This window comes from Arthrobacter sp. SLBN-83, assembly GCF_006715285.1.
GTDB lineage: Bacteria > Actinomycetota > Actinomycetes > Actinomycetales > Micrococcaceae > Arthrobacter.
Map to the genome: position 1 here is coordinate 23,017 of NZ_VFMX01000001.1, position 26,049 is coordinate 49,065.

19 protein-coding genes are annotated in these 26,049 nt (G+C 68.1%); 15 read left to right on the top strand and 4 right to left on the bottom strand.

All coding sequences use genetic code 11. The features are described 5' to 3' along the window. The first annotated feature begins 24 nt into the window (after positions 1 to 24). The 6 genes from FBY30_RS00065 (at position 25) to FBY30_RS00090 (ending at position 7,040) form a co-directional block, all read left to right on the top strand. A complete protein-coding gene (locus tag FBY30_RS00065; protein WP_200830599.1) occupies positions 25 to 702 on the top strand; it encodes a TetR/AcrR family transcriptional regulator in 678 nt (225 codons plus the stop codon). 18 nt (positions 703 to 720) lie between these two features. Beyond that, positions 721 to 3,243 (top strand): MMPL family transporter, encoded by a 2,523-nt coding sequence (locus FBY30_RS00070; protein WP_142130603.1) that lies wholly within the window; start codon positions 721 to 723, stop codon positions 3,241 to 3,243. Positions 3,244 to 3,252: 9 nt separating this feature from the next. Continuing rightward, positions 3,253 to 3,897, top strand: coding sequence for a Maf family protein (locus tag FBY30_RS00075; protein ID WP_142130604.1), 645 nt, complete (start codon positions 3,253 to 3,255; stop codon positions 3,895 to 3,897). 130 nt (positions 3,898 to 4,027) lie between these two features. Beyond that, positions 4,028 to 5,839, top strand: coding sequence for an acetyl/propionyl/methylcrotonyl-CoA carboxylase subunit alpha (locus tag FBY30_RS00080; protein WP_142130605.1), 1,812 nt, complete (start codon positions 4,028 to 4,030; stop codon positions 5,837 to 5,839). A 17-nt stretch (positions 5,840 to 5,856) separates the two neighbouring features. Beyond that, entirely contained in the window at positions 5,857 to 6,294 is a 438-nt protein-coding gene (locus FBY30_RS00085; RefSeq protein WP_142130606.1) for a YybH family protein, read from the top strand. 14 nt (positions 6,295 to 6,308) lie between these two features. Next, positions 6,309 to 7,040 carry a glutamine amidotransferase gene (locus FBY30_RS00090; RefSeq protein ID WP_142130607.1) on the top strand — a complete coding sequence of 244 codons (732 nt, stop codon included), beginning with the start codon at positions 6,309 to 6,311 and terminating at the stop codon, positions 7,038 to 7,040. 70 nt (positions 7,041 to 7,110) lie between these two features. Here FBY30_RS00090 and FBY30_RS00095 read toward each other — a convergent pair whose 3' ends face one another. Beyond that, positions 7,111 to 8,520, bottom strand: a complete 1,410-nt coding sequence (locus FBY30_RS00095; RefSeq protein WP_142130608.1) for an MFS transporter — start codon at positions 8,518 to 8,520, stop codon at positions 7,111 to 7,113. 278 nt (positions 8,521 to 8,798) lie between these two features. Here FBY30_RS00095 and FBY30_RS00100 point away from each other — a divergent pair, with 278 nt between their 5' ends. From FBY30_RS00100 to FBY30_RS00115, 4 genes are all read left to right on the top strand, one after another. Beyond that, a complete protein-coding gene (locus FBY30_RS00100) occupies positions 8,799 to 10,211 on the top strand; it encodes an MFS transporter (protein ID WP_142130609.1) in 1,413 nt (470 codons plus the stop codon). A 1-nt stretch (position 10,212) separates the two neighbouring features. Next, positions 10,213 to 12,423 (top strand): molybdopterin oxidoreductase family protein, encoded by a 2,211-nt coding sequence (locus FBY30_RS00105; protein ID WP_142130610.1) that lies wholly within the window; start codon positions 10,213 to 10,215, stop codon positions 12,421 to 12,423. Beyond that, positions 12,420 to 13,979, top strand: a complete 1,560-nt coding sequence (locus tag FBY30_RS00110) for an FAD-dependent oxidoreductase (RefSeq protein ID WP_142130611.1) — start codon at positions 12,420 to 12,422, stop codon at positions 13,977 to 13,979. The genes FBY30_RS00105 and FBY30_RS00110 overlap by 4 nt, the downstream gene beginning before the upstream one ends. Before the next feature lie 315 nt (positions 13,980 to 14,294). Further along, complete coding sequence (locus tag FBY30_RS00115) at positions 14,295 to 15,752, top strand: benzaldehyde dehydrogenase (RefSeq protein WP_142130612.1); 1,458 nt, start codon at positions 14,295 to 14,297, stop codon at positions 15,750 to 15,752. 55 nt (positions 15,753 to 15,807) lie between these two features. Here FBY30_RS00115 and FBY30_RS00120 read toward each other — a convergent pair whose 3' ends face one another. Further along, positions 15,808 to 16,056, bottom strand: a complete 249-nt coding sequence (locus FBY30_RS00120) for a hypothetical protein (protein ID WP_142130613.1) — start codon at positions 16,054 to 16,056, stop codon at positions 15,808 to 15,810. 127 nt (positions 16,057 to 16,183) lie between these two features. Beyond that, positions 16,184 to 17,599, bottom strand: coding sequence for an NAD(P)H-quinone dehydrogenase (locus tag FBY30_RS00125; protein WP_142130614.1), 1,416 nt, complete (start codon positions 17,597 to 17,599; stop codon positions 16,184 to 16,186). A 103-nt stretch (positions 17,600 to 17,702) separates the two neighbouring features. Here FBY30_RS00125 and FBY30_RS00130 point away from each other — a divergent pair, with 103 nt between their 5' ends. After that, on the top strand, positions 17,703 to 18,521 hold the full coding sequence (locus FBY30_RS00130; RefSeq protein ID WP_142130615.1) for a purine-nucleoside phosphorylase: 819 nt from the start codon (positions 17,703 to 17,705) through the stop codon (positions 18,519 to 18,521). Between the two features lie 58 nt (positions 18,522 to 18,579). After that, positions 18,580 to 20,331: a phospho-sugar mutase gene (locus FBY30_RS00135; RefSeq protein WP_200830600.1), complete on the top strand. Its 1,752-nt coding sequence runs from the start codon at positions 18,580 to 18,582 to the stop codon at positions 20,329 to 20,331. A 71-nt stretch (positions 20,332 to 20,402) separates the two neighbouring features. Here the strand turns inward: FBY30_RS00135 and nirD are convergent, their stop codons facing one another. After that, on the bottom strand, positions 20,403 to 20,783 hold the full coding sequence (nirD, locus tag FBY30_RS00140; protein WP_142130617.1) for a nitrite reductase small subunit NirD: 381 nt from the start codon (positions 20,781 to 20,783) through the stop codon (positions 20,403 to 20,405). Between the two features lie 259 nt (positions 20,784 to 21,042). On the opposite strand from nirD, the gene nirB reads away from it, so the two are divergent. From nirB to FBY30_RS00155, 3 genes are read left to right on the top strand one after another with little or no spacing between them, the layout of a single operon-like run. Continuing rightward, positions 21,043 to 23,685, top strand: a complete 2,643-nt coding sequence (gene nirB, locus FBY30_RS00145) for a nitrite reductase large subunit NirB (RefSeq protein WP_142130618.1) — start codon at positions 21,043 to 21,045, stop codon at positions 23,683 to 23,685. 2 nt (positions 23,686 to 23,687) lie between these two features. Then, entirely contained in the window at positions 23,688 to 24,719 is a 1,032-nt protein-coding gene (gene cobA / locus FBY30_RS00150; RefSeq protein ID WP_142130619.1) for a uroporphyrinogen-III C-methyltransferase, read from the top strand. A 14-nt stretch (positions 24,720 to 24,733) separates the two neighbouring features. Then, positions 24,734 to 25,882: a uroporphyrinogen-III synthase gene (locus FBY30_RS00155; RefSeq protein WP_142130620.1), complete on the top strand. Its 1,149-nt coding sequence runs from the start codon at positions 24,734 to 24,736 to the stop codon at positions 25,880 to 25,882. Positions 25,883 to 26,049: the final 167 nt, after the last annotated feature.

Genomic DNA, 26,049 nt, shown 5'->3' on the forward strand with positions numbered 1-26,049 from the left:
AAAGTTGCACGTAGTGTAAGAGTCGTGACAAGCCCCATCCCTTCTCCCGACGCCGAGCCGGCCACCCCGTCGCGCCGTGAGCTGAACAAGGCCGCCACGCGCCAGGCCATCACGGACGCCGCGCTGGGACTCCTTCGTTCCAAAGGCCCCGGAAACTTCACCGTGGAGGACATCGCAGACTCCGCCGGCATTTCGCGCCGCACCTTCTTCAACTACTTCAGCAGCACCGACTCCGCGCTGGCGTCCATCGTCCACGGCTTCCTGGACAACGCCATCCAGCAGCTGCGGCTCCGACCGGCGGACGAGCCCATTCTGGAGTCGGCGCAGGCGGCGCTGATGGCCCTGGCCGATCCCAAGGCCGTGGCCCCGCTGGCGGAATTGTTTACGCTGACCCAGCAGAGCCCGCTGATGTCCCACACGGAACTCGAAGCGTGGGACCACTGCCGGGCCCAGGTGTTTACCGTCGCCCGTGAACGCCTGGCCGGTACCCGGGGCGGGCAGGACGAGCTGTATGTCCATGCACTGGCCGGCTCCATCATCTCCTGCGGCAAGGCCGCCATGGAGGTCTGGTTCAGCCGCCGCGGCCCGGACCTGTCGCCCGCATCGCTGGACGAGCTCCGCCGGCTGCTGATCGACGCCATGGCCCTGCTGGGCGCAGGCTTCAACACCACCGCTTTTCCATCCGCAACCCGTTCCTCCTGATCAGATCGGTTCTCCCGCATGGCACTCCTCCTCTACCGCCTCGGCAAGTTCTCCTACCGCCGGCGCTGGCTTGTCATCTCCCTGTGGCTTGCCGTGCTGGTGGCCGTGGGCGGCTCTGCCGCAGCCTTCCACGGCACCCTGTCCAACAACTTCCAGATCCCCGGGACCGAAACCCAGCGGATCGCGGACAAGCTCAAGCAGGAGCTGCCCTCGGCGTCCGGCGGAAGCGCCACGATCGTCTTCGAAGCGCCCGACGGCGGCTTCACGGACCAGAGCCGGGCAGCCGTGACCGACGCGCTGAAGAAGCTGCAGACCATCCCTGAGGTCAAAGGCACGGTGGATCCGTTCGCCACCCAGGCCCAGGTGGACCAGGCCGGCAAGGCCATTACCGACGGCGAGCAGCAGCTCGCGGCCGGCCAGGCCCAGCTTGACGCCTCCCGCGCGCAGCTCGAGGCCGGCAAGGCCCAGCTGGCCGCGGCCGAGCAACAGCTTAGTGCGGCAGGAGCACCGGCAGCACTGATTGAGGCCCAGCTCGGCCAGCAGAAGGCGGCGCTGGCGGCGGGCCAGGCAAAGCTCGACGCCGGCACCCAGGAACTGGAGGCCACCAAGGCCAAGCTGGAACTTGGCAAGCGCCAGGCCCAGGCAGCATCGGCCATCCGCTTCGTTTCCGGGGACAACAAAGCCGCCGTGGCACAGGTGCAGTTCAACACCTCCATCAACGGGCTGGCCCCAACGGTCCGCAAGCAGGTGCAGCAGATCGCCCACGAAACCTCCTCGGCCGGCGTCACCGCGCTGGCCAGCAAGGAAATCACCGAGGACATCTCGGCCCTGTTTGGCACCGCGGAAATCGTGGGCATCGCCGTGGCAGCGCTGGTCCTCATCCTCATGCTGGGCACTCTGGTAGCCGCCGGGCTGCCGCTGCTGATGGCCATCATGGGCGTCGGCGTGGGCGTGGGCATCACCTTTGCCCTGTCCGGCCTGTTCGACATGAGCTCCATCTCCCCCATGCTGGCCCTCATGCTGGGCCTCGCCGTGGGCATCGACTACTCGCTGTTCATCGTGAACCGGCACCGGACCCAGTTGCTGGCCGGCATGGATCCTGAAGAGTCCGTGGCCCGGGCCAACGGCACGTCCGGCAACGCGGTGGTCTTCGCCGGCCTCACCGTGATCATCGCCCTGGCCGCCCTGGTGGTCCCCGGACTGCCGTTCCTCACCGTCATGGGCCTCGCGGCGGCCGGAACCGTGGCCGTGGCCGTACTGGTCGCCATCACCCTGACCCCTGCCATGCTGTCCCTGATCGGCCGCCGCATCATCTCCAAGCGGGCCTGGGCAAAGTCGGAGGCGCACAACGCCGAGCCCGGCCACGAAGCCGCAGATATCGCCGTCGACCGCGAACGAAGCACCCACGGGTGGGGTGGCCTGGTCACCAAGCACCCCTGGATTGCGCTCATCGCCGGCATCCTCCTGCTGGGCACCCTGGCCCTGCCCGCAACCCAGCTCCAGCTGGCCCTGCCGGACGGCGGCTCCGAGCCCGTGGAGTCAGAGGCATACCAGGCCTACGACCTGACGGCACGCAGCTTCGGCGAAGGCGTCACCGGCCCCATCGTGGCCGTGGGCGAGTTCCCCGCGAACCTGGATGCGGCCCAGGCGCAGAAACTGCAGTTCGACATCGCGGACAAGCTCCGCGCCGTGGACAACGTGGTGGCAGCCGTGCCGGTTGCCCTCAGCGAAGACCGCCGCACCGCCGTGTTCCAGGTCATCCCCAAGGAAGGTCCCGCCAGCGCCAGCACCGTCAAGGTGGTCTCCGAACTGCGCGGACTGAACGGCGAAATCAAGGCCGACTACGACGTCGCCATGGGCCTGACCGGGCAGACGGCCGGCAACGTGGACGTCTCCACGAAGCTTGGCGACGCTTTGCCGCCCTACCTGGCAATCGTCGTCGGACTTTCCCTGGTCCTGCTCCTGCTGGTGTTCCGCTCCATCGTGGTCCCGCTGCTGGCCACGGGCGGCTTCCTGCTGTCCCTGTCTGCGGCCTTCGGCGCCGTGGTGGCTGTGTACCAGTGGGGATGGCTGGGCAATGTCTTCGACGTGGCCAACCCGGGCGCCGTGCTGAGCTTCCTGCCCATCATCCTGATCGGCGTGCTGTTCGGCCTGGCCATGGACTACCAGGTGTTCATCGCCTCCGGCATGCGCGAGGCCTACATGCACGGATCATCCGCCAAGGAAGCGGTCCGGGTGGGCTTTCGGCACGCAGCCGCCGTGGTCACCGCAGCCGCGATCATCATGGTCAGTGTGTTCTCCGGCTTCATCTTCAGCCACCTCACCATGGTCCGGCCGCTGGGCTTCGCGATGGCCTTCGGCGTCCTGTTCGACGCCTTCGTGGTCCGCATGACCATCGTTCCGGCCGTGATGTACCTGCTGGGTGCCAAGTCCTGGTGGCTGCCCCGCTGGCTGGACCGGATCCTGCCGGACGTGGACGTGGAGGGCGCCAAGCTCAACCGCGGCCAGGCCGCACCGGTGTCCGGCGAGCTGGTCCACTAGGCTGAAGCCGTGCTCCATCTGATTCTCGCCTCCCAGTCCCCCGCCCGCACCAAGCTCCTCGCCGAGGCCGGCATCCGGCACACCGTGCTGGTGTCCGACGTCGACGAGGCCGCCGTCCAGGAGCGGTACGGTGTCACCGACCCGCACGACACCGCACTGCTGCTGGCCCGGGCCAAGGCCGAGGCCGTGGCGTCACTTCCCGAGGCGGAGGGCGCGCTGGTGCTGGGCTGCGACTCCGTCTTTGAGTTCGACGGCGAGGCGCACGGCAAGCCCTACACGGCCGACGTCGCCCGCGAGCGGATGCTGCGCATGAGCGGCAGCGCGGGCGTGCTGCACACGGGGCACTGGCTGGTGGACTGCAGGGACACGGACGACGACGGCAGCGGCGGCCGCGGCTCGGGCGCCACGCTCGGGGCGGTCGCCTCCGCCGAGGTTTCCTTCCTGGAAATGGAACCGGCCGAAATCGACGCCTACATCGCCACCGGCGAACCGCTGCACTGCGCGGGCTCCTTCACCATCGACGGCCTGGGCGGGGCCTTCATCCGGAAGGTCGACGGCGACCCGCACGCCGTCGTCGGCCTTTCCGTCTCCACCCTGCGCAGCCTGCTCGCTGCCGCCAATGTGCGCATCACGGATCTCTGGCCCCACCGCTAAAGCACTCCGTTTTCTGCACAGCTTGTAGCTTCCCTACAAAGGAAGGCTGCTTTACACGCGGATTCCGCAAGTAATATCGGCGGAACCTCCAAAACCGCGCTAGGCTCCCTGAAGGAAAGAAGGAGACGCCTTGTCAGCAAATTTGGAGCAGTCCGCAGGAACCACGCAGCCGAGCCTCACAAAGGTGCTGATCGCCAACCGCGGCGAAATCGCCGTGCGGATTATCCGGGCGGCCCGGGACGAGGGCCTCGCCTCCGTTGCCGTCTATGCTGACCCGGACCGCGACGCCCTGCACGTCCGGCTGGCTGACGAGGCTTACGCTCTGGGCGGCACCACCGCCGCAGAGTCCTACCTGGTGATGGACAAAATCATCGAGGTCGCCCGCCAGTCCGGCGCCGACGCCATCCACCCGGGCTATGGCTTCCTTGCCGAAAACGCCCAGTTCGCCGCCCGGGTGATCGAGGCCGGCATCACCTGGATCGGGCCCTCCCCCGAGGCCATCTCCGCCCTGGGCGACAAGGTCCAGGCCCGGCACATCGCCGAAAAGGTCGGTGCCCCGCTGGTGCCCGGCACGGCGGACCCCGTCGAGTCCGCGCAGGAGGTCCTGGACTTCGTGGACCAGTACGGCCTGCCCGTGGCCATCAAGGCTGCCTTTGGCGGCGGCGGGCGCGGCATCAAGGTGGCCCGTACCCGGGAGGAAATTCCCGAACTGTACGAATCCGCCGTCCGCGAGGCCACTGCCGCCTTCGGCCGCGGTGAATGCTTCATCGAACGCTTCCTCGATGCTCCGCGCCACGTGGAAACCCAGTGCCTGGCCGACTCCCACGGCAACGTCGTGGTGGTATCCACACGCGACTGCTCCCTCCAGCGGCGCAACCAGAAACTCGTGGAGGAGGCCCCGGCCCCGTTCCTCACCGAGGACCAAAACCGCCGCCTGTACGAATCCTCCAAGGCCATCCTGAAAGAGGCCGGCTACCTGGGCGCAGGCACCTGCGAATTCCTGGTGGGCCAGGACGGCACCATCTCCTTCCTTGAGGTCAACACCCGCCTGCAGGTGGAGCACTGCGTCTCCGAGGAAGTCACCGGCATCGACTTGGTGCGCGAACAGTTCCGGCTGGCCCGCGGCGAGGAACTGGGCTATGGCGACCCCGAGGTCCGTGGCCACTCCATCGAATTCCGCATCACCGGCGAGGACCCGGGCCGGAACTTCCTGCCCGCCCCCGGCACCCTCCGCGTCCTGAAGAACCCCACCGGCCCCGGTGTGCGCGTGGACTCCGGCGTGGAGCAGGGCGACGTCATCAGCGGCAACTTCGACTCCATGCTGTCCAAGCTCATCATCACCGGCGCCAGCCGCCCGCAGGCCCTGCAGCGTGCGCGCCGCGCCCTGGAAGAAATGGTGGTGGAGGGCATCCCCACCGTCATCCCGTTCGACCTCGCTGTCGTCTCGGACCCCGCATTCGCACCCGCCGAAGGCCCCTTCACGGTCCACACCCGCTGGATCGAAACCGAATTCAGCAACAACCTGCCCGCGTGGACCCCGGACGGCACTGCCGACGGCGAAGGCTCCGCCGAGGACCGGCAGCGCGTGGTGGTGGAGGTGGGCGGCAAGCGCCTTGAGGTGGTCCTCCCCGCCTCCCTCGGCACCCCGGGAACCGCAACCGCCGCCGCCGGAAAATCGGGTAAGTCCAAGAAGCGCTCCCGCTCCGCAGGACCCGCTGCCGCCACCGGCAACGCCCTGACCTCCCCCATGCAGGGAACTATCGTCAAGGTGGCCGTGGCCCACGGCGACGTGGTGTCCGAAGGCGACCTGGTGGTGGTCCTCGAGGCCATGAAGATGGAACAGCCACTCACCGCACACCGTTCCGGCACCATCACGGGCTTGACTGCAACGGCCGGTGAGACGGTGTCCGCGGGCGCCATCATCGCCACCATCGAGGACTAGAAGGCGGCCCGGCAGCCATGCTCGCACCAAGCTTCCAGGAAGAAGTGGACCGCTACCACCAGGCGGTTCCAGAAATCACGCGGGGCAACCCGGCTCCGATCAAGGAACTTTACTCCCGGCTGGACGATGTCACCCTGGCCAATCCGTTCGGCGGAATCGCCCGCGGCTGGGCCCAGGTGGAGGCCCGGCTGGACCAGGCCGCACGGCAGTTCCGCGACGGCGAGATGCTGGGCTTTGACACCGTCACCTCGTATACAGCCCGCGACACCGCCTACCTGGTGGAGACCGAACACTTCCGCGCCCGGCTTGACGGGGCAGCCACGACGGAGGAGTTCGCGCTGCGCGTGAGCAGCATCTTCCGGCGCGAGGAAGGCTATTGGAAGCTGGTGCACCGCCACGCGGACCCGGCTGCCCGGCCCCAATCCCGCCGTTCGCTGAAACAGCCGCCGGCCTGATGCAGACTTAGCTCATGCTGCCTTTCCTGCTCCTGGCCTCCCGTGTGGAGGATGCTGCCGCGGACGACGAGTACGCGGCCTACCTGAGGTACGGCGGGCTTGAGGAACGGGAGCTCCTCCGCGTCCGGCTCGAAGCCGCTCCCCTGCCGTCGCTGGACCTTTCAAAGTACTCCGGCGTGATCGTCGGCGGCAGCCCCTTCACCTCCAGCGACCCGCCGGAACACAAGAGCCCGGTCCAGCACCGGGTGGAGCAGGAGCTGGCAGCTCTCCTGGACCAGCTGGTGGACCTCGATTTCCCGTTCCTCGGCGCCTGCTTCGGAGTGGGCACCCTGGGGAGCCATCAGGGCGCCGTGATCGACCGGACCTACGGCGAGCCGCTGGGCGCGGTGGAGGTGGAGCTGACGGAGGAGGGCCTGCAGGACCCTATCCTGCAGGGCATGCCGCAAACCTTCACGGCGCTGACCGGGCACAAGGAAGCCGTCAGCTCGCTGCCCCCGCACGCTGTGCTGCTGGCGCGGGCAGCCTCCTGCCCGGTCCACATGTTCCGCATCAAGACCAATCTTTACGCCACCCAGTTCCACCCCGAACTTGACGCGGACGGGCTGGTGACCCGGATCGACATCTACCGGCACGCCGGCTATTTCCCGCCCGAAGCCGCGGAGGAGCTCATGGCGGCAGCGCGGCAGCTCACTGTCACCGAGCCCATGGCCGTGCTCAAGAACTTCGTGGCCCGCTACGCCCGCTGAGCGCTGCGCCTGTCCAGGCATGAAAATGCCCGGCAGGCCATAAGGGTCCGCCGGGCATTTATGAGGGGCGTCAGGCCACGTTGTTCTCGTAGTCCACGTCCCGGGTTTCGCGGGTTAGGAACAGCGCGATCAGGGTGAGCACTGCCATGGAGGTCAGGTACACGCCGACCAGGACCGGGCTGCCCTTGGCGGCCTCCCACAAGGCCACGGCGATGAACGGCGCCACTGCTGCACCCAGGATGCTCGAGAAGTTGTAGCTGATGGCGGAGCCGGTGTAGCGGACGTTCGTGGGGAACAGTTCCGGCAGCAGCGCTCCCATGGGCCCGAACGTAAGGCCCATGAGGGAGAACCCAAGGATCAGCAGCCCCATGGTGCCCACAAAGCCGCCGCTAAACAGCGGGACGAACAGCAGGCCGAACACGAAGATGCCGGCGGTGACGGCGATGAGCATCTTGCGGCGGCCATACTTTTCGGCCAGGGGTCCGGAGACCAGGGTGAAGATGCCGAAGAAGACGACGCCGGCAATCAGCATCCAGAGGAAGTCGTTCCGGCTGTAGCCGAGGCCGGGAACGAACGCGGCGGCAGCGGCTTCGGACATCGGCTTTCCGGCCTTTTCGGCTACGGCCTTGGCACCTTCCAGGGTTGGCTTGGTGCCGTAGGTGAGCGTGAACGTGGTCATCAGGTAGAAGAGCACGTACGTGGCCAGCATGATGAAGGTGCCCAGGATCAGCTGGCGCCAGCTGCTCTTGAAGACGCGGCCCAGCGGCAGCTTGGCCACCTCGTTGGACTCGACCACCTTGGTGAAGGCGGGGGTCTCGATGAGCTTGAGCCGGACGTAGAGGCCCAGGATCACCATGACGGCGCTGAGCAGGAACGGAACGCGCCAGCCCCATGCGGCGAAGGCCTCCGGGGTCAGGGTGTAGCTCGCCACCAGGAAGATGACGTTGGCGATGATGAAGCCAATCGGGGCGCCGAGCTGCGGGAAGGTGCCGTAGATGGCGCGCTTGTTGGCGGGGGCGTTCTCGGTGGCCAGCAGCGCGGCCCCGCTCCATTCGCCGCCGAGCGCCAGGCCCTGGGCGAAGCGCATGACCACCAGCAGGGCCGGTGCCAGGAACTCCCAGCCCGGAACCAGCGCGGTGGGGAGGCAACCGATGAGGAACGTGGCGATACCCATGGTCAGCAGCGAGGCCACCAGCGTGCCCTTGCGCCCGAACTTGTCACCGAAGTGCCCGAAGATGATGGAGCCGAGGGGCCGGGCGATGAAGGCCACGCCAAACACGGCAAAGGAGCTCAGCAGCTGCGTGGTTTCGTTCGCACTGGGGAAGAAGAGCTTCGGGAAGACCAGGACGGCGGCAGTGGCGTAGACGTAGAAGTCGTAAAACTCCACTGTGGTGCCGATCAGGCTGGCCACGATGACGCGGCCGCGGGAGTTCACCGGCTGCTGTGCACCTGGCAGCGCGGTGGTATCGGTGGATGACATAGGTAAACGCTTTCGTGAGACCGGCCGGGCACAGGCAGGGCTGCCTCCCGGCTCAAGTAGTTAGAGTTCGATCTTACTTGCCTCCGTCCAGTCAATGGACGAAACGTCCAGCATGCGGACATGTGTTGTGCGTCTCACATCACGGTCGTCCGCGCCCGCCTCACGCAGCCCGCGTGGGCCGGATAGGGAAAAGTCACAGCGCGTTTACAAACATCGACTGTCCGCGAAACGAGCGCTCCCTAGGTTTGAGGAAACCCCATCCCTGAAGGAGGTAAACCGTGACTGTTGACCGCACTGTCGAAACCGGCGTACAGCCCGGCCCTGCCCGCACCACAGACGCCCCTGCCCTTGAATTCCGCCCCGGCCGCTGGATCGCCAACTGGGATGCGGAGAACAAGGAGCAGTGGGAAACCGCAGGCCGCGCCATCGCGCGCCGCAACCTGAACTGGTCCATTTTCGCCGAGTTCCTTGGCTTTGTGGTGTGGCAGCTCTGGTCCATCGTGGTGGTCCAGCTTCCCGCCGCCGGGTTCACGTTCTCCACTTCGGAGGTCTTCTGGCTCATCTCCATGCCCAGCCTGGTGGGCGCCACGCTCCGCATCCCCTACACCTTCATGGTCCCCCGGTTCGGCGGACGGAACTGGACCATCGTGTCCGCCCTGCTGCTCCTGATCCCCTCCACCGGGCTGGCCCTCTGCGTTTCCAACCCGGATACCCCGTTCGGGGTCATGCTCCTGGTGGCGGCCCTGGCCGGCTTCGGCGGCGGCAACTTCGCCAGCTCAATGGCCAACATCACCTTCTTCTACCCCGCCCGCGAAAAGGGCTGGGCGCTGGGCCTGAACGCCGCGGGCGGAAACCTCGGTGCCGCCGTCGCACAGCTTGCCGTCCCCATTGTGATCACCCTGCTGGCCGCGGGCACCGTGAACCTTCCCATGGCGGGGTGGATGTGGGTCCCCTTTATCCTGCTGGCCGCGTTTGGCGCCTTCAAGTACATGAACAACCTCACCAGTGCCAAGGGCGATGTGGCCGGCTCCGTGGCCGCGCTCAAGGAACCGCACCTGTGGATCATGGCGTTGCTGTACATCGGGACGTTTGGCTCCTTCATCGGCTTCGCCGGCGTCTTCCCCAAGCTGATCAAGGACTACTTCCCCGGGTTCTCCAGCATCGGCGTGGGAACCGTGGCCCTCTCGCTCGCTTTCCTGGGCCCCCTGGTGGGCTCGCTGGCCCGTCCCTACGGCGGCCGCATGGCGGACCGTATGGGCGGAGCCCGGATGACTGTTTCGGCGTTTGCCGCCATGGCCGTGATCACGCTGGCCATGATCTGGACCTTGCCGCTGAAGAACTTCCTGCTCTTCCTGGTCCTGTTCCTGATGCTCTTCACCGCCAGCGGCTTTGGCAACGGCGCCACGTACCGGATGATTCCGGTCATCTTCGCAACCTCGAGCCGGGCCGCGCGCAAGGGCGCAAGCTCCGTGGCCACCCAGCGCCTGGCGTCTTCCGCCCTCGGCCTGATCTCCGCGATCGGGGCCTACGGCGGCTTCGTGATCCCCCAGGTCCTGAACGCCTCCAGCACCGCCACCGGCTCCTACACCCCCGCCTTCTACGGCTTCGTCGGGGCGTACGTCCTGATGCTGCTGGTCTGTTGGGCCTGCTACATCCGCAGCGCCGGCCGGAACGCGATGGGACACATCTAGCATGGCCAACAGCGCCGACACGCACTGCCCCTACTGCGCCCTGCAGTGCGCCATGACGCTCACGTCCGGTGGTGGCCTGGCCCCGGCTGGCCAGCCGGAGCCGGGCCCCGCGGCGGCACTTCCTGAACCGGCGCCGGCACCGTCCCCCGCCCTGGGCGTTGCCGGCCGGGACTTCCCCACCAACCGCGGCGGCCTGTGCCGCAAGGGCTGGACCTCCCCCGCGCTCCTGAACCACGCGGGCAGGATCACCGAGCCCCTGCTGAAGGGATCCGACGGCGTGCACCGCCCCATCGGTTGGGAGCGGGCCCTGGACCTCGCCGCCGCGGCCGTGAGGGACGCCCGCGCCCGCCACGGTTCGGACGCCGTCGGCGTGTTCGGCGGCGGCGGCCTCACCAATGAGAAGGCCTACATGCTGGGCAAGTTCGCCCGGCTGGCCCTGGGCACCTCCCGGATCGACTACAACGGCAGGTTCTGCATGTCCTCCGCGGCCGCCGCCGGAATGCGGGCCTTCGGCGTGGACCGCGGCCTGCCCTTCCCGGTGGAAGCGCTGGATACCGCCAGCACCATCCTGATGCTCGGTTCGAACGTTGCCGAGACCATGCCGCCGTTCGTTCAGCACCTCAAAGGAGCCCGCGATGCCGGCGGGCTGATCGTGGTGGACCCGCGCCGCTCGGCCACCGCGGCCTTCACGGCGGACGGCGGCGGCCTCCACCTCCAGCCGCTGCCAGGCACCGACCTCTCCCTGCTGCTGGGCCTCTCCCACGTGGTCATCCACGAAAACCTGGTGGACAGCGTCTACGTCCAGGAGCGCACTTCCGGCTACAGCGCGATTGTCCGCAGCGTGAACGCCTACTGGCCCGAACGCGTCCAGTCGATCACCGGCGTCCCCGCAGAGCTGATCCGGCACACGGCACGCATGCTTGCGGCCGGAGCCCGGGCAGGCGGGAGCTACATCCTCACCGGCCGCGGCGTTGAACAACACGTGGACGGCACCGACACCGCCACCGCCGCCATCAACCTCAGCCTGCTGCTGGGCCTGCCGGGCTCCACCCGCAGCGGCTACGGCACCCTCACCGGCCAGGGCAACGGGCAGGGAGGCCGCGAGCACGGCCAAAAAGCGGACCAGCTCCCCGGCTACCGCAAGATCACCGACCCCGCGGCCCGCGCCCACGTGGCCGCCGTCTGGGGCGTGCCCGAAGACCTCATCCCCGGCCCCGGCCTCCCCGCCGTGCAGCTGCTGAAGTCGCTGGGAAAGCCCGACGGCGTGCGGTGCCTTTTCGTCCACGCGTCCAACATTGCCGTGGCGGCACCCGACGCCAACGCCGTGATGCAGGGGCTGCGCAGCCTGGACTTCCTGGTGGTCTGCGACTTCTTCCTGTCCGAGACCGCCGCGGAAGCCGACCTGATCCTGCCCGTGCTGCAGTGGGCGGAAGAAGACGGCACCCTCACCAACTTGGAAGGACGCGTGCTGCGCCGCCGCCGCGCCATCTCCCCGCCCGCCGGCGCCCGCAGCGAGCTGTGGATCATGGCCCGCCTGGCCGAGCGGCTGGACGCGCCCTCCACCTACAGCGAGGACCCGGAAACGGTTTTCGAGGAGCTGCGGCGCGCCTCCGCCGGCGGCATGGCGGACTACTCCGGCATCAACTACGCCATGCTGGACCGGGGCGAGGCCGCCTACTGGCCCTACCCGGCCGGCAGCACCGGAACGCCGCGGCTGTTCACGGACCGCTTTGCCCACCCCGACGGCAAGGCGCAGCTGGTCCCGGTGGTGCCGCGCCGCCGTCGTACGCCAGATGAGAACCCCGGCCCCGCTGCCAAAGCCATGACCCTCATCACCGGCCGGCTCCTGGAGCACTACCAGTCCGGTGCCCAGACCCGGCGGGTGGCCGAACTCCTCGCCGCCCAGCCGGAAGCCAAGGCGCAGCTCCACCCCGCTGCAGCGGAGGCCATGGGCATCGCCGCGGGAGCATTGGTCTCCGTGGCGAACAGCCGCGGCGAGGTGGTGTGCCGGGCGGAGCTCAGCACTGCCATCCGCCCCGAGACGGTCTTCCTGCCGTTCCACTTCCCGGGCGCCGAGAGCGCCAACCGGCTGACCGAAGCGGCCACCGATCCCGTCTCCGGAATGCCCGAATTCAAGTTCAACACCGTGTGGGTCCGGCCGGTGGCCGCACCCGATTCCGTCCCCATGCTGCAAACAACGGAGGCCTCATGAGCGAACAGATTGTCATCGTGGGGTTCGGCCCCGTGGCCGCCCGGCTGGTGGATGAGCTGCTGCCCGCCGTGCGTTCCGGCCGCGTCAGGCTCACCGTGGTGGGGGCGGAAGCCGAGGCTGCCTACAACCGGGTGCTGGTGGCCGATCTCGGCGTCGGCCGGACTACCGCTGACGCCCTGGCCCTTGCCGATGCCGCCGAGCTGGCCGCGCAGGGCGTGGACGTCCGCCTGGGCGTTCGGGTGAAGCGCGTGGACAGGGCGCGTCAGCAGGTCCTGCTGGCCGACGGAACTCCCCTGCCCTACGACCGGCTGGTCTTCGCCACCGGATCCCGCCCGGTGATTCCGAACCTCACCGGCATCAACCCGGATCCTTCCACCCCCGTCCTTCCCGCGGGCGTTACAGCGTTGCGGGACCTGCGCGACGCCGACGTGCTGCGGAAGGCGGTGCAGGGCGGCAAGCGGGTGGTGGTGCTGGGCGGCGGCGTGCTGGGCCTGGAAACGGCGCTGGCCGCGGCGGAGGAAGGCGCCACCGTCACGGTGGTCCACAACGGCCCGCACCCGCTGGGCCGCAGCATCGACCGCGGCGGCGGAGCGGTCCTGGCTGCCGGCCTGCGGAGGTGCGGCGTCCGCGTGGCCGGCAACGCCCGTTCCACGGGGGTTGAGCACAGCGGGCCCGACGGCGGATTCTCGGCTTTGCTGCTCGATGACGGTTCCGCGATTGACGGCGACCTCCTGGTCATCTCGTGCGGTGTGCGTCCCCGGACGGAGCTGGCCGAAGGCTGCGGGCTGCCCACCGGCACCGGCATCCTGGTGGACCACCGGTTGCGGGCCCACCACGAACCGCACATCTTTGCCATCGGCGACTGTGCCGAGGTCCGCTGCCCGGACCCGGGCTGCGCCCGGTGCCGCCATGCCAAGGGTCCGTCCGGCCTGGTGGGCCCGGGGTGGCGGCAGGCCGAGTGGCTTGGGGGCTACCTCACTTTGCTGGCCGAAGGAGCAGCCGCCGAAGCGGAGCTGCTGCCCGCCCTGCCGCCGGAGCAGCCCGGCATCGTGGTCTTGAAGGCCCGTGGCCTCAACATGGCCGTGGCCGGAGACAACTCCGCGGATCCCTGGGACGAGGAAACCCTGACGGCGGGTGCTGCCGCCGGCCGAGCGCGCCTGCAGGTCTCGCAGTGGGCCGATCCCGAGCACGGCCGCTACGTCAAAATGACCACGCGTGGGGGCGTCCTGGAAGGACTGGTGGCAGTGGGCATGCCGCGCACGGCCGCCGAACTGGTGGGGCTCTTTGAACGCGGTGCTGAACTGCCCGCGGACCGGTCGCTGCTCCTCCGCCTGGACGGCCCGGACCAGCTGGCGGGGACGGCCGCTGTTGACCCCGCAGGCACGTTGTGCCGGTGCGCCGGCGTCAGCGGGGCTGCCATCACGGCGGCCGTTTCGGCGGGCTGCGCCACCGTGGCGGACGTTTCCAAGGCCACCCGTGCGGGCACGGGGTGCGGCGGCTGCCACGAGGACATCAAGGGCCTAATCGAAGAGCACTTCTCCCCAGCCTTCCCCTAACCTCGCAAGCTCGGTCAGGGAACCCATCGGCCGTGGCCCCACCCAGCCTTGCCCTAACCTCGCAAGCTCGGCCAGGGAACCCATCGGCCGTGGCCCCACCCAGCCTTGCCCTAACCTCGCAAGCTCGGCCAGGGAACCCATCGGCCGTGGCCCCACCCAGCCTTGCCCTAACCCAAGGCGGTGGCGGCATGGGCGATGGTTGACGGCGCATGAACAAGGCGGCGAAGGTAAAGGCACCACCAACGACTGGGCGGTGTTCCGGCATCCGCCCGCCCGTGACCTTGAGTCGCGGCAGTTCACGACGAAAGGACACCGATGTCCCTCCTCGATTCCGCCCTTTGGGACGGCAACATCTACCTCAACGGCTGGCGCAAAGGCGGCGGCGGAACCGGAACCAGCGTGGAACCGGCCACCGGCGCCCAGCTGGGCAACTACGGGATCGCCTCCGTGGAAGACGTCCGGGAAGCTGCCACCGTGGCGGCGAAGGCCCAAAAGGACTGGGCCGCCCGCAACCCGGAGGAGCGCGCCGCCGTGCTGCGGCGCGCCGGCCAGCTCTGGGAGGAGCACGCCGCTGAGGTCCAGGACTGGATCGTCCGCGAATCCGGCGGCATCGCCCCCAAGGCAGGACTGGAAACGCACATCGCCGCCAACGAATGCTACGACGCTTCAGCGCTGCCCTCGCTGCCGGCCGGGGACGTGCTCACCTCCAACGAGAACCGCTGGTCCTTTGCCCGGCGCCGCCCTGTCGGCGTCGTTTCCGTGATCGCACCGTTCAACTTCCCGCTGATCCTGTCGATCCGCGCTGTGGCCCCTGCCCTGGCTTTGGGCAATGCCGTGCTGCTCAAACCCGATCCCAGGACCGCTGTCTGCGGCGGCGTCACCCTCATGCGGATCTTCGAGGAGGCCGGCCTGCCGCCCGGGCTGCTGTCACTGCTGCCCGGCGGGGCGGACATCGGTGCCGCCGTGGTGGAGGCCCCGGAAGTGCGGGTCATCGCCTTCACGGGTTCCACGGCGGCTGGCCGGAAGATCGGCGAAACAGCCGGCCGCCTGCTCAAGCGCGCCCACCTGGAGCTCGGCGGCAACAACGCGCTGATCGTGCTGCCGGGCGCTGACCTGGCCAAGGCAGCGTCGGCCGCCGCATTCGGATCGTTCATGCACCAGGGCCAGATCTGCATGGCAGCCGGCCGGCATATCGTCCACGAGGACATCTATGACGACTACGTTGCCGCGCTGTCCGAAAAGGCCGCCCACCTGCCGGTCGGTGACCCGAAGAGCGGCACTGTGGCGCTGGGACCGGTCATCGATGAGCGGCAGCTGCACCGCGTGGACGGCATCGTCCAGGAGGCGGTAAAGGGCGGCGCCCGCGTGGCAGCGGGCGGCACCCACGATGGCCGCTTCTACCAGCCCACGGTACTGGTGGACCTGAAGCAGGACAGCCCGGCCTGGAAAGACGAAATCTTTGGGCCCGTGGCCCCGGTAACCAGCTTTTCCACGGTGGAAGAAGCGGTGGCCTTGGCCAACGACAGCGAGTACGGCCTGTCCATCGGCATCCTGGGTGACGTCGGGATGGCCATGACCATTGCAGACCAGCTGGACTCCGGCAAGGTCCATATCAACGAGCAAACGGTCTCGGACGAGGCCAATTCCCCGTTCGGCGGCATGAAGGACTCGGGCAACGGCTCACGGATCGGCGGCCACCACGCCAACATGGAGTCCTTCACCGAAATCCAGTGGCTCACGATGCGCCCGGACATCGCCCCGTATCCGTTTTAGACAGAATTTCCCGCCAAGGGTTTGAAACCCCTTGGCGGGAAACTGTCTTTGGCTGTTAAGCCGTTGCTCCTGAGCCGAACTCCCCACCGGCCACGGCCTCCGCGTACTTGGTGAGGTCCGGGCCCGGCTGGAAGTCCACGAACTGCCCCTTCAGCTTTTCAAACAGGAATTCGTACACCTTGTCCTTGCCGGCTCCGGACAGCGACGAAGCCGCCTCCCGGACCGCTTCCTGCAGTGCCCGGTCGGCATCCAGCAGGATCTTCTCCCGTGCCTGCTCGTTCCACTTGATGTCCTGCAGTTCCATGGGCCCCTCCTTGCGTCGACGGCTGGTACAGGAGCGGCCGGGAACTTCATGGAAATTCCCGGCCGCGCCTGGTTCGAGTCTAGGCAGAGGGCCCCGGAGGGGTCCAGCCCCGCGTTTGGCGGGAGCCTTACATGTGGACGTGCAGGCGGCGGGCTGCCTCGGAAATGGATCCGGTCAGTGACGGGTAAACCGTGAAGGTGCTGGCGACGTCGTCCACGTGCAGTTTCTGCTTGACCGCGATGGAAATTGGGAAGATCAGTTCGGACGCGTTGGGTCCCACCACCACACCGCCGATCACGGTGCCGGAGCCCTTCCGCGCAAAAATCTTCACGAACCCGTCCTTGGCGTTGCGCATTTTGGCGCGGGCGTTGCTGCGCAGGGAGAGCTTGATGATGTCGGCCTGGTACTTGCCGGACTCGATCTCTGCCTCGGACACGCCGACGTTCGCAATCTCCGGCGAGGTGAAGATGTTGGATGCCACCTGGTGGAGCTTGAGCGGGGTAACGCCGTCGCCCATGAAGTGCGCCACAGCGATGCGGCCCTGCATGGCAGCCACCGAGGCAAGCGGCAGGACTCCGGTGCAGTCGCCCGCGGCGTAGATGTTGGGGGCCGTGGTGCGGGACACGCCGTCCACCTTGATGTGGCCGCTGTCGCTGACTGCCACGCCGGCCTCCTCCAGGCCGATGCCTGCGGTGTTCGGAATAGAACCCAGGCAGAGCAGGCAGTGGCTGCCGGTCACCTTGGTGCCGTCCGAGAGCGTGACCACCACGCCGTCGTCCGTGCGTTCGACGGTCTGAGCGCGGGAGCGGGACAGGACCCGGACGCCGCGGCGTTCGAAGACTTCTTCCAGGACCACCGCGGCGTCCACGTCGGAGCCCGGCAGCACGCGGTCACGGCTGGAGACAAGGGTGACCTTGGAGCCCAGGCCGTTGTAGGCGGAGGCAAATTCGGCACCGGTCACGCCGGAGCCCACCACGATAAGTTCCTCGGGCAGTTCGTCCAGGTTGTAGATCTGGGTCCAGTTCAGGATCCGTTCCCCGTCCGGGCGGGCCGTTTCCAGTTCGCGGGGGTGCGCACCTACGGCCAACAGGACGGTGTCCGCTTCGATCGTCTCGGTACCGTCCACGGTGAGGACCTCGATGGTGTGGCTGTCCAGAAGGCGGCCGGAACCGGCGATGATGCGGACGCCCTGCTTTTCGAGGCCGTCGCGGATGTCCTGGGACTGCGTGCGGGCCAGGGTGAGGAGGCGGTCGTTGATGTGCTTGAGGTCGGCGCGCATCACGGGGACGAAGTCGCCGCCGTCGACGTCGAACTTCACACCCAGCTCGCCGGCCTCCGCGACGCGCGTCATCAGGTCCGCCGTGGCAATGAGGGTCTTGGAAGGAACCACGTCCGTCAGTACCGCTGAGCCGCCCAGGCCCGCGCGTTCGACGATGGTGACCGTCGCTCCGAGCGAGGCGGCCACCATGGCGGCTTCGTATCCGCCGGGACCACCTCCCAGGATTGCGATCCGGGGGGAACTGAAATCTGGATGCGTAGTCACAGTCATCCATTCTCGCCCATTCACCGCCTGACCACCAAGAAAACAGGCCATCCTGCGGGCCGCAGTGACAGGGGTAACAGGGGCGGCAGGATAACTTGTACTGGTGAGTACAACAGACTTCCTGAACACGGACCCGTTCGCCGCCGCCCGCGCCGCCGCTGACTACATCGCCGAGGAGACAGGCGTGGACCGTCACGACACCGCACTGGTCCTCGGCTCCGGGTGGGGCGAGGCCGCCGACCTGATCGGCGAGACCACCGCCACCCTGTCCGCCGAGGAAGTCCCCGGCTTCCACTCCCCCGCCGTCGAGGGCCACGTGGGCACCATCCGGTCCGTGCTGACCAAGGGCGGCAAGCGCGCCCTGGTCCTGGGTGCCCGCACCCACTACTACGAAGGCAAGGGCGTCCGCGCCGTGGTGCATGGCGTCCGGACCGCGGCAGCCGCAGGGTGCAGCACCCTTGTCCTCACCAACGGCTGCGGCGGGCTCAACGAGGCGTGGGCCCCCGGCACTCCGGTCCTGATCCGGGACCACATCAACCTCACCGCGGCCTCACCGCTGGAAGGGGCCACGTTCGTGGACCTGACGGACCTCTACTCACCCAGGATCCGCGGACTCGCCCGCGAAGTGGATCCCACCCTGGACGAAGGCGTCTACGCGCAGTTCCCCGGCCCGCACTACGAGACGCCGGCGGAAGTGCAGTACGCCAAGCGGATCGGGGCCGACCTGATCGGCATGTCCACGGCGCTGGAGGCCATCGCCGGCCGGCACGCCGGAATGGAGGTGTTCGGCATTTCGCTGGTCACCAACCTCGCCGCGGGCATCAGCCCCCAGCCGCTGAGCCACCAGGAAGTCCTTGAATCCGGCGAGGCTGCGGGCCCCCGCATCTCCAGGCTGCTGGCCGACATCATCGCGCGGCTCTAGCAGGACCACGAACCCGGGGTGCATCACGGCGGCGTGCAATGACGATAGCGTTGTGCCCATGACCACTGCCGATGCCGAACTCCGCCTGCCCGCCGAGGCCCGCGAATGGGCTGCCCAGGACCCGGATCCCACAACCAGGGCGTCCCTCCTGGAGCTTGTCCGCCTTGCCGACGACGGCGATCCGGCGGCCCGGCAGGAACTGGAAGACAGCTTCCGCGGCACGTTGCAGTTCGGCACCGCCGGCCTGCGCGCCGCCCTGGGCCCCGGGCCCAACCGGATGAACCGGGTGGTGGTGCGACGCGCCGCCGCGGGACTCGCCGCGTTCCTTGTGGACGCCGTGGCGAAGGCGGCGGCCGGCACCCGGCCGCGGGCCGTCGTCGGCTATGACGCCCGGCATAACTCCGACGTCTTTGCGGAGGAGACGGCGGCGATCTTCACCGCGGCCGGCATCGAGACATTCCTGCTGCCGGCTGCCCTCCCCACTCCCCTGCTGGCCTACGCGGTCCGCGCCCTGGGCTGCGACGGCGGCGTCATGGTGACCGCCAGCCACAACCCGCCGCAGGACAACGGGTACAAGGTGTACCTGGGCCGGCATGCCGTGGCGGCGGACGGCGACGGTGCCCAGATCGTGGCCCCCTACGACGCCGAAATCGCCGCACGCATCAGCGCGGTGGGACCGCTGGATTCAATAGCACTGGCTGAGGACGGCTGGACCGTCCTGGACGGCTCGCTCGTGGCCGGGTATGAACGGACGACGGCGGCACTCGCCATGGCGGACCGCTTCCCGGCCCGGGACCTGAAGATCGTCCTGACCCCGCTTCACGGTGTAGGCGGCGGCACTGCGCTGGACGTCCTGAAGGCGGCAGGTTTCACGGATGTCACCGTGGTGGCCGAGCAGGCGGATCCGGACCCCGATTTTCCCACCGTCAGTTTTCCCAACCCGGAGGAACCGGGCGCGCTGGACCTTGCCCTGGAGGCGGCCGCGCGGCTGGATGCAGACCTGGTCATCGCCAACGACCCCGACGCCGACAGGGCTGCAGTAGCGGCGAAAGACCCTGACACGGGCGCCTGGCGGATGCTCCGCGGCGACGAAGTGGGGTCGCTGCTTGGCGCCCATATGGTGGCCCGGCTCGCGGACGGCGGCGCCGCCGGCGACGAGGCGGACGGTCGCGGCGTCTTTGCGAATTCGATTGTTTCCTCCCGGCTGCTGGCGCGCATCGCCAATGCTGCCGGCTTCGCGCACCAGGAAACGCTGACCGGATTCAAATGGATCTCCCGCGTTCCCGGCCTGGTCTATGGGTATGAAGAGGCACTGGGGTACTGCGTGGCGCCGGATCTGGTGAAGGACAAGGACGGCATCTCCGCCGCGGTCCTGATCGCTGAACTCGCCGCCACCGCCAAAGCCGCAGGCAAGACCGTCTTCGACACCCTGGACGAGCTGTACCTCCAGCACGGCCTGCATGCCAGCGACCAGCTCAGCATCAGGGTTGCGGACCTGGGACTGCTGGACGCCATGATGAACCGCCTGCGCGTATCGCCGCCGGAATCGTTCGGGCAGTCGGCGGTGGAGGTCTTCACCGACCTTGCCGAGGGCAGCGCCCAGCTGCCGCCCACCGAGGGCCTGCTCTACATCACCCGGAACCTGACCCGCGTGATCATCCGGCCCAGCGGCACGGAGCCCAAGCTCAAGTGCTACCTGGAGGTCATCCACCAGGTGGAATCCGCCGCGGAGCTGCCGGCCGCACGCCAGGCGGCACGTGCATCCCTGGACGAGGTCCTGCACGATGTCAGCGAAGCGCTGGGGCTGTAGCAGGTCCTGAAGCACGAAAGGGGCGCCAGGGCTTACTCAAAGCCCTGGCGCCCCTCTTTGGTGGAGAAGCGTTATACCTGCACCTCGACGAAGCCGCCGGTGACCCGGGTGCTGTACGCTGCCAGCTGCAGGCCGGGGGTGCTGAAGCACTCGCCGGTTTCAAGGTCGTAGACCTCTTTATGCAGCGGCGAGGCAATGGTGGGCCGGGTGCCTTTGGAGCCCAGGATGCCACGGGCCATCACGTGGGCCCCGGTGGCCGGATCCTGGTGCGCCACTGCAAAGACTTCGTCCGGCCCGGTACGGAAGAGCGCCACCTGGCGGCCGGCAACCAGGGCAGCCTCCCCCCACGCCGGTTCCAGGTCGTCAACCGCGCAGACACGGTGCCAGCCGGCCTCACATCCGGCGAGGTCTGATTCGGCGGCGAGCGTCCCAAGTTCCAGTGTTGCCGTCATGTCCGGCTCCTTTCCCTGTGCCTGTTGTCCTTTGCAGCGGCTGCTTTTGCGGCCGTGTCCCACGCTAGGGTCCGGGTGTTTCATGGGGGTGCGGTGCATGTGTCCGGCGCGTAAAAGAGACCTAACCCGGGTGGAAATGCGTCCGTGATGCAGAAGTTAAGTTGACGAAACAATTGGGAAACTGAGGCGAAACTGCCCCTTCCTAGGCTGGAGGCACAAGCTGCAGAGCACCGTCTGCGGCCCATCCGAAAGGCCCACAGTGACCGAACAGACTTCAAGCACAGAGACTCCGCGCCGCATCGTCGTCGCCGGCGGCGGCCCCGCGGCCCACCGTTTTGCGGACGCCATGCATGCCCGGGGCCTCGATGGCTGGCAGGTCACTGTCCTCACCGAGGAAGCCCACCTTCCCTATGACCGGGTGGCACTCTCCAAGGCCCTCACCGATACCGGCGTGGACCTCACCCTGGGCACGGCCGCCATGTGGGAGCACGGTTCCGTGGTCCTGAAGACGGGCGAGCGCGTGGTGAAGATCAACGCCACGGCAAAGACGGTGGAAACCGCCGCCGGAAACGCCTACGGGTATGACGAGCTGGTGGTGGCCACCGGATCCGACGCGGTCCGCCTGCCGATTCCGGGTGCGCAGCACGCCCACGTCTACCGGACCCTCGAGGATGTCTGGGCCATCAACAAGGCCATCGCGGAGCTCACCGAAAAGCTTGGCCGCAAGATCAACGCCGTGACCATCGGCGGTGGCCTCCTGGGCCTCGAGTCGGCCGCCGGCACCGAGCAACTGGGCGCCACTCCCGTGGTCATCAATGGCGCCCCCTGGCTGATGAACACCCAGCTGGACGAGGGCGCGGGCCAGGCCCTTGGCCGCCTCATCGAGGCCAAGGGCTTCGAAGTGCACGGCGGCGTGTTCCCCAGCGAGATCCTGGCGGACGACGACGGCCAGGTCACCGGGGTGCTGATGGCCGACGACCGCATCATCCCGGGTGACCTGGTGATTGTCGCCGTGGGCGTCAGGCCCCGCGACGAGCTTTTCCGCGCGGCCGAGGGTGAGGAGCAGCTCTTCAGCCTGGGCCCGCGCGGCGGCGTGGTGATCAATGACTACTGCGCCACCGAGGTCCCCGGCATCTGGGCCATCGGTGAGGTGGCCAACTTCGGCGGCATGTGCCTGGGCCTGGTGGCCCCTGCCAACACCATGGCCGAAATCGTCGCGGACCGGCTGCACGGCGGGGACGCCACGTTCCCGGGCTTCGACACCGCCACCAAGCTGAAGCTCTCGGGTGTGGATGTGGCCAGCTTCGGTGACGCTTTCGCCCGGACCGAGCACGCCCTGGAGATCGTCTACGCTGATCCCGCCCGGGGTGTCTACCAGAAGATCGTGACCACTGACGACGCCAAGACCCTGCTGGGCGGCATCTTCGTGGGTGACGCCTCACCGTACATGAGCCTGCGTCCGCTCCTGGGCCGTGAACTTCCCGCCGAGCCCGGTGCTTTCCTCTCCGCGGCAGGCGGCGGCGAAGCACCCGAAACGGAACTCCCCGACGACGCCACCCTCTGCTCCTGCAACAACGTCACGGCAGGGACCATCCGGGACACCATCAACGGCTGCGGTGCCTGCGAGGGCAACGCCGCGGTCCAGGAACTCGGCGAACTCAAGGGCTGCACGCGCGCCGGAACCCAGTGCGGCTCCTGCGTGCCCATGCTCAAGAAGCTGCTGGAAACCGAGCTGACCAAGTCCGGCGTCGAGGTCTCCAAGGCACTCTGCGAGCACATCGAGCTCTCCCGCCAGGAACTGTTCGACGCCATCCGCGTCCTGGAACTGACCTCCTTCGAGGAGATCATGGCCAAGTACGGCACCGGCGCCGGCTGCGACATCTGCAAGCCCACCATCGCCAACATCCTGGCCAGCCAGAACAGCGCGTACGTCCTGGACGCCGGCCGCGGCACCCTGCAGGACACCAACGACCGCGCCCTGGCCAACATGCAAAAGGACGGCACCTACTCGGTGGTCCCCCGCATCGCCGGCGGCGAGATCACCCCCAAGAAGCTGGGCGTGATCGCCGCCGTGGCGGAAAAGTACGGCCTGTACACCAAGATCACCGGCGGCCAGCGGATCGACATGTTCGGCGCCCGGCTGGAGCAGCTCCCCGAAATCTGGAAGGAACTGGTGGACGCCGGCTTCGAATCGGGCCAGGCCTACGGCAAGAGCCTGCGCACGGTGAAGTCCTGCGTCGGTTCCACCTGGTGCCGCTTCGGCGTGCAGGATTCGGTGGCCATGGCCATCAAGCTGGAGCTGCGCTACCGCGGCCTGCGCAGCCCGCACAAGCTCAAGATGGGCGTCTCCGGCTGCGCCCGCGAATGCGCCGAGGCCCGCGGCAAGGACGTGGGCGTGATCGCCACCGCAGACGGCTGGAACCTGTACGTCGGCGGCAACGGCGGCGCCACCCCGGCCCATGCCCAGCTCCTGGCCAAGGACCTGGACAACGAGACCCTCATCAAATATATCGACCGCTACTTCATGTACTACATCCGCACCGCGGACCGCCTGCAGCGCACCGCACGGTGGCAGGAGGAGCTCGACGGCGGCATCAAGCACGTTGAGGACGTGGTGGTCAAGGACACCCTGGGCATTGCGGCCGACCTCGAGGCCGCCATGGCCAAGCACGTGGACACCTACGTGGACGAATGGGCAGACACCCTGAAGGACCCCGAACGGTTGCGCCGCTTCCGCTCCTTCGTCAATGCACCCGACCAGAAGGACGACTCCATCGCCTTCGTTCCGGACGAGCGCGGCCAGATGCGCCCCGCCACCCCCGAGGAAAAAGGAAAGGTGCTGATCGGAGCCTCCATCCCGGTCCGCACGGCCACAACGGACACCACCGAAAACGAGGCATAGCCATGCAGCTCAGCATCGACCTCACCGGCCGGGACGTCCTGGTGGCCGGCTCTGCCACTGCAGCGCGGCAGGCGGTGCGCCGTTACGAAGCCGCGGGCGCCGTCGTGCATTGCCTGGAGACCCCGCACAGCGCCACCCTTACCCGGCTGCCGGAAGAGTTATTCCTGGTTGCCGCCGTCGCGGACGGACAGCCCGGCTGGGGCACGTTCCTGGACCGCTGCCGGGATGCCGGCGTCCCCGTTGCCATGGAGCCCGCGGCAGGCCCCGCCGGCCACGTCACCCTGGTGGGCGGCGGTCCCGGCACCGGCGACCTGCTCACCGTCGCGGCCGTCAAGGCACTCCGGGACGCCGACGTGGTCTTTTATGACCGCCTGGCCCCGTACCAGGAGCTGCCGCTGCTGACCTCCGCCGAGCTTGTCGACGTCGGCAAGAAACCGGGGCACCACAAGGTCAGCCAGGCGGACATCGAAAAGCTGATGGTGGAAAGTGCGCTGGCGGGAAACAACGTGGTGCGCCTCAAGGGCGGAGACCCTTATGTCTTCGGCCGCGGCGGCGAGGAGGTGGCCGCCTGTGTAGCTGCCGGCGTCAAGGTCCAGGTGGTATCCGGCGTCACCAGCGCCATCTCGGTGCCGGCCGCGGCGGGAATCCCGGTGACCCACCGTGAAGTCAGCCATCTGTTCACCGTGGTGTCCGGGCATGCCCCGCTCACGGAAAAGGAGCACGAACATCTGGCCGGCCTGGGCGGCACCATCGTGGTGCTCATGGGCATCGGCACCCTCCACCAATTGGCGGCAGGGCTCCGCCGCGCGGGCATGCGGCCGGACATGCCCATGGCCGTGGTGGAACGGGGCTACCGGCCCGGCCAGCGCACCACCATCGCGGACCTGGGCACCATCACCTCCGCTGCCGCCGGCTGCAGCAACCCCGCTGTGCTGGTCATCGGCGAGGTGGTCCGGGTGGCTGAAGCCAACCGGCAGCACGCCGGTGCCGCCGCGGACCTGGACAGGCTGGCGGCGTCGCTGCTGGGATCATGAAAGGATTGACCCCCATGACCGCACTTGCACCGGCCGACACACCCCAGGCTGAAGAAGCAACCGACGCAGCCGAGTCGCCGCTGGAGGGGTTCCGCATCGGCGTCACTTCGGACCGGCGGTCCCGCGACCTCATCGAGGCCCTGGAACGCCGCGGCGCCGAAGTCCTGCACGCGCCGGCGCTGAAGATCGCCCCCGTCCAGGAGGACATGCGCCTCATCGAGGACACCCGGGCCGTCATAGCAGCCAAGCCGGACCTGTGCATCGCCACCACCGCCTACGGGATGCGCCGCTGGTGCGAGGCCGCGGACTCCTTTGGCATCGGTGACGACCTGCTGGAAACGCTGGCGAACTGCCGCATGTTCGTCCGGGGACCCAAAGCCCGCGGTGCCGTGCGCGCCGCCGGACTTGCCGACGTCGGCATCAGCAGCGACGAAACCACCTCCACCCTGGTGGACATGCTGCTCGCTGAAGGTGTCCGCGGCAAAACCGTCGCCATGCAGCTGCACGGTTACACAGATGTCCGGCAGATCGAGCGGCTGCGGATGTCCGGCGCCACGGTCCTGACCGTCACGCCCTACCGCTGGGTCAAGCCCGAGGGCGAGGACCGGCTTCCGCGGCTGATCGAAGCCGCGTGCAGCGGCAACCTGGACGTCCTGACGTTTACCAGCGCCCCCGCAGTGGATGCCATGTGGAGCACCGCCCATGAAATGGGCCTCTACAAGCAGTTGGTGGAGAGCCTGAAACTGAGCGTCACCACCGCCGTGGTAGGTCCCGTGACCGCGCAGCCGCTCCTGGACGCCGGCATCACGCCGCTGATCCCCGAACGGTTCCGCATGGGCGCCCTCATCCGCCTGGTGTGCGAGCACCTGGCACTGAACCACGTCCGCCGGTTGGAGACCCGCTCCGGAAATATCGAACTTCGCGGCCGCTGCCTCCGCATTGACGGCCAACAAGTGGAACTGGCGCCCGCTCCCCTGCTGCTCCTGCGCGCCCTGCTCGGGGCCGGCGGGGCGGTCCTGTCCCGTGAATCGCTCTCCGACCTGCTGGAACTCCGGGGATCCGTGCACGCGCTGGACATGACGGTGAGCAGGCTGCGTTCGTCGCTGCCGGACGGCAGGCTCATCGAAACGGTGGTTAAGCGGGGGTACCGGATCCGCGTCTAGGTCCCATTTGGGGGGGTGCCGCGGAGTGGAATGTGTCCTGCGGCTGCCGGATGAGAGATGGGTCACGGGTTGTGTTACCGGCCGGTAAATACTGGCGAACACAGGGCGCTGAAACAGCAACTGCGGGGAAACCTGCCGGAAAAAGCGCAGGCCTACGCTGGGTTCCA